Genomic DNA, 4,279 nt, shown 5'->3' with positions numbered 1-4,279 from the left:
GATCGTAGCTGGCGTAGCGGGCCAGGCAGCGGCGGACATGCCAAGAACCACCGCCGTATTCGTCGACATAGACCGGCTGCGGCTGCTGCTGGGCAAGCAGGCTGCCGAGGACGAAACCGCCGACGCCGGCGGCGATGCCGATGCCGAGCTCGCGGCGGTGATGATGGTCAGAGGCGGCCGAGGGCTGGACGGTGCCTGCCAGAGTGCCGGCAGCAACGGTGGTGGCGATGAGGGTGGAAACGAGCGTGCGCTTGAACATGATGATCTCCTTGGTTTCGTGACCGAGGCGATCCATCCGCCTCTTGACCGTCTGTCGCGGCGACCCGGAAAAAGGTTCGAGGATTTTTTTCAGATTTTTTCGCGAAACCGGAAGCGGCCGGTCTTTCAAGGCTCGCGCCTTCTAGTGAGTAGGGATTGGTGAGTAGTCAGTAGCATGTGTAGTCAGCATCAGCGCCGGCCGAGCCCCCTACTCACTACTGCCTACTCACTACTGCCTACTCACTCTTTTCACCCCATCCCCGTGATATGGCGCAGCCAGAACGCCAGCACGATGAACCCGACGATGGTGGCGACGCCGGTCCAGTCGATATTGGCTTTCTTCAGATCGCTGATGGCCTTCACCAGGAGAAGCCAGGTCACCACGATGAGCGGCAGGATGATGACAAATCTGATCATGCGGCACCCCGTTCGATGCGATTGCACCTGACGAAGATGTAGGAAGCGGCGCGGCGCATTTCAGCACGCCGGCTAAGCCACGGCATCCATCAGCAACCCAAAACGGAGTTTTGTCTTTACTGGCGCACGAAATGTGCTACCGGAGCCCCGTGCCCTTGTAGCTCAGCTGGTAGAGCAGCGGTTTTGTAAACCGAAGGTCGGCGGTTCGATCCCGTCCGGGGGCACCAATAAAATCAATAGCTTAGCGCAAAATAACGTGTTGCATGCCCTTGCAACACGTTACATTGAAAACCGCGCATTTCCGGGCTTTTCAACGTGTTGCGATTTATTCCGTGCAACACGGATGCAACACGCTACAGCCCCGCCCGTCGCATGGTCTCTTCAACGGCAGAGTCGGCTTTCAGGAATCGCCTCAGCCCGTCGTCGGGCTGTTCTTCCTGTGCCTTGCGGGCTTGCCGTTCCTTCCGCTCTTTGATGCGCCGCAGACCGTTGGTCTGATTGCGCACCGCATCGGGCGATTGCGGCTGGCCGCCCGATGGTGGATTTAGCCAAGCTAGCTTCATTTCCAGTCGAGCCTCGCTAGTGCGGCGTCGACGACGGTAGGAGCCAAGCCGGCCTCTTTCGCCTGCGCATAGGCTTGCACGATGGTTGCCAGCGCCCTGGCCGATCCGCCCGCGTCGAAGGCCTGGGTCGGTGCCATCACGTCGATGTCGACAGCGGCGCCGAGCTTCTCGCTCGCCTCCTGCGCCAGAAGCGCCGCGATCGGCTGCAACGTCCACTGCGCAAGATGCCTTTGCGCCTCGCGTACGAGCGGCCCGGTAGTCGCTGCGTTGAACAGGCCGGGAAGCACGCCAAAGGCCCCTGCAATGGCGTCCCGTGCCGCTGCCAGGCTTTCTACGGACATGCTCTTCTCGATGTCGGGAGTAACGTTCGCGGGTTTCCAGTCCACAGCAGGAGCCGGGCCGCCAGCGGCCGAGACGTTCACGCTCTCGCGAAGCAGGACACGGCCACGCTGCCCGCGGAATGAGCGGCCAAGCGTCGTCATGTCGGTTTCAGGCCCTTCGGGATAGGGCACAATCTGCGAGCCGAGCGGCGCGTTTTCGTAGACCTCGGCCAGTGCGCTTTCCAGTGCATTGAGCAGGCCAGCCGTCAGCGACGCGCGCCTCAGCGGTGCCGTTCCGAGCCACGGTGCGGCCGGATCGACGCCAATACGCAAATGCACCACTTCGCCGGCCAGTGCCGTTTGCGTGGTGCCGCCTCCCGCCTCCGAGATCGACAAGCGATAAGCCTTCGGGATGCCATCACGCGTCGACAGATCCCAATCGCTACAGGGAATAAGCTTATCGCGGATCAGGAAGACGGCCTCGCCCCGCAGCGCCACAGAGCGGGCCGTGAGCGCAAGGGTTCGCTTGTCTAGCAGGTTGGTGCCGTCGACCTCGGCGAGCGCGAAGGCGCCTTCCCATAGGCTAATGCAAGATTGCGCGGTTGCCGTCAGTTCGGCAATACCGCGCCTGCCGCTAATGTAGGATTCCCGCGCCGCCATCAGTTCGGCGGTAAAGCCGCTCATGGCCGAACGCTGTTCAACAGGAGAGCGCCGGAACCAATCGAAAATACCCATCAGACTCTCCTGAAGTTGCGCAGCAAGTCGCCAGCGCCGCTATTCGACATTGCCTCAGCCGCCCATGAGGCCGAGCGGGACTTGTCGACCATGACGGAGCCCGCCACCACCTTCTCACGGGTCGTGCCAGGCGAGCCGCGCTTGGAAGCGGCCATGTACTCGGCAAGCCGCCTGAATGCCTCCTGTATGGCCGCAGGAGCGGTGCCGCCGCCTACCGTGCCAGTGAAGCGGTAAGGCCCGTCGCCGGGCAGCATGTAGCCGCCAGTTGGCGAGGGATCGAGCGTTGCCGTCGCCCAAGCATTGGTGGCCAGCCATTCTTCCACCGTGGTGATGGTGGCCGGCGCCAGTGGCGCACGCCATTCGCCACAGCCCTCCACAATCCACTCGATAGAGCGAGAGGTGAAGCGCCATGCCGTATAGGCCTCGATGCGCTGCCAGATCATGTTGGCATCGAGCGCAGCAGCCGCCGTCGACAGGCCCGTAGGAGCCGCAGGGAAGGCGCTGGGAGCGCCTTCGGTCTGCTTGAGTGTAACAGCCGTCATCAGGCCCTCCACCGGTTAAACGCGCGCCGCATGCCTGCGTCGTCGGCCTCAGCAGCCGCAAGCGCCCACGAGCGAGCCGCTATTTGCGCCTGGTCGTAGGCTGGGAGCGTGACTAACGACACTTCGAACAGGTCGGCAGCATTGACGGTACGCAAGAGGCCATCAGCCGAGCGCGTGACGACGTCGCCACCGGAACGCACCCGGAAGCCCGGAGAAATGCCCTTAGTGAGACCGGCCGCCAGCGCCGCAAGGGCATCGTTTGCCCAAGTGGTCGTGGCCGCGACACGCGCCTCGATATGCAAGGCGTCTTCGCCGTCGCGAAGCGTTAGAGAGCCGGCCTCCGTAGAGGCCAGCGGCTTTTCTGGATCGTGACCGGCGAGCAGGAAGACATTCTCGCCGGCATCGATGCGGGAGCGGAAGGCTCGGGCGGCGAAGCGTTCCCGCCTGCCATCGCCGAGCGTGGTTTCCGAGCCATAAGGAAAGCGACCCGTCAACCGGGTCGCTCCACCTTCGGCGCGGATTTCCAAGGAAACCGGAGCGCCGTAAAGCATTATGCGCTCTGAACGCCCGTGAGAATCTGCAGCTGAGGCGCGCGGCCGGCCGACACGTCCATGGTGGCCAGGCCGGTCAGGCGAAGGCCGCCCGAAGCCGCGTCGGAGAACGGGTCGCGGATCAGGTCGATGCCACCGAACAGGCCGACGAAGAACGGAGGCACGCCACCGATGTCGGTCGTAAGCAGTGCCGTGGAGGCTGCCGGCGTGCCGGTAGGCGCGGCCAGAGCGTTCGACGACATGGCAATGTTGGCAGCCGGGACGTTATTCAGCATGCGGTCCCACTCAGAAATGCCGGTGTTGGTGATCAGCGTGCCGTCCATCTTGTCGAAGATTTCGGGCCGGATCAGCAACTTGACTTCGCTCGGCGAGTTGGCAGCGTTGGCGACCAGGAACCGCACGATGGCCGAACGGAAAGCCGCCCAAGTCGCAGCAGCGGCCACGGCCGTGGACGTGATGCCGTAAGAGCCGACCAGCAAGCCCGCAGGCTGACCGCTGGCGCCCGTGCCCTGAAACACCGCCGCGTCCATGGCCTGCGCAATAGCGCCGTTCATGTCACGCCTCACGGCCTGCTCGAGCGCGTCGCCGGACTGCTTCAGCGCCTTGCGCGTGATTTTCATCTGAATGCCGAGCGTGTTATTCGGCGCGACCGTGCGCTGTGCCGTCGAATAGACGGTCGGACCAGCAACCGCACCGGTTTCCGTGGCCTGCCAGCCGGCAGTGACGGACGACGCGGTCAGCGGATATTCCTCGCTGCCCTGGCTGATAGAAATCAGCCGGCCGCCCATGATCGAGGCGACGGACTGCGGAAACAACCTATCGATAATCGGCGCGGTCATCTTCGGCGCAGGCGTACCGCTCGCGACGGTCTCACCGGCACGCTGTTCGAGCGC

At 63.6% G+C, this 4,279-nt stretch carries 7 protein-coding genes and 1 tRNA gene; 1 reads left to right on the top strand and 7 read right to left on the bottom strand.

The annotated features are described in order from the left end of the window. On the bottom strand, nt 1-259 hold a 259-nt coding region (locus EOA29_RS27145), incomplete at its 3' end, for a BA14K family protein (protein WP_127221863.1). 248 nt (nt 260-507) lie between these two features. Further along, entirely contained in the window at nt 508-675 is a 168-nt protein-coding gene (locus EOA29_RS27140; protein ID WP_126094136.1) for a hypothetical protein, read from the bottom strand. A 151-nt stretch (nt 676-826) separates the two neighbouring features. On the opposite strand from EOA29_RS27140, the gene EOA29_RS27135 reads away from it, so the two are divergent. Further along, nucleotides 827-902: transfer RNA gene (locus EOA29_RS27135), tRNA-Thr, on the top strand. A 126-nt stretch (nt 903-1,028) separates the two neighbouring features. On the opposite strand, the gene EOA29_RS27130 is transcribed toward EOA29_RS27135, so the two are convergent. The 5 genes from EOA29_RS27130 to EOA29_RS27110 all read right to left on the bottom strand — a co-directional run. Continuing rightward, nucleotides 1,029-1,238 carry a hypothetical protein gene (locus EOA29_RS27130; protein ID WP_127221862.1) on the bottom strand — a complete coding sequence of 70 codons (210 nt, stop codon included), beginning with the start codon at nt 1,236-1,238 and terminating at the stop codon, nt 1,029-1,031. Further along, on the bottom strand, nt 1,235-2,293 hold the full coding sequence (locus EOA29_RS27125; protein ID WP_127221861.1) for a phage portal protein: 1,059 nt from the start codon (nt 2,291-2,293) through the stop codon (nt 1,235-1,237). Before EOA29_RS27125 ends, EOA29_RS27130 begins: the two co-directional genes overlap by 4 nt. Beyond that, nucleotides 2,293-2,835, bottom strand: a complete 543-nt coding sequence (locus EOA29_RS27120; RefSeq protein ID WP_127221860.1) for a hypothetical protein — start codon at nt 2,833-2,835, stop codon at nt 2,293-2,295. Before EOA29_RS27120 ends, EOA29_RS27125 begins: the two co-directional genes overlap by 1 nt. Further along, entirely contained in the window at nt 2,835-3,386 is a 552-nt protein-coding gene (locus EOA29_RS27115) for an HK97 family phage prohead protease (protein ID WP_127221859.1), read from the bottom strand. Before EOA29_RS27115 ends, EOA29_RS27120 begins: the two co-directional genes overlap by 1 nt. Continuing rightward, nucleotides 3,386-4,279 (bottom strand): phage major capsid protein (locus EOA29_RS27110; protein ID WP_127221858.1); only part of this gene is annotated, 894 nt, incomplete at its 5' end. The genes EOA29_RS27110 and EOA29_RS27115, both read right to left, overlap by 1 nt.

This window comes from Mesorhizobium sp. M1E.F.Ca.ET.063.01.1.1, from assembly GCF_003998155.1.
Taxonomy (GTDB): Bacteria; Pseudomonadota; Alphaproteobacteria; order Rhizobiales; family Rhizobiaceae; genus Mesorhizobium.
This window is presented reverse-complemented; position numbering and strand designations above follow the sequence as displayed.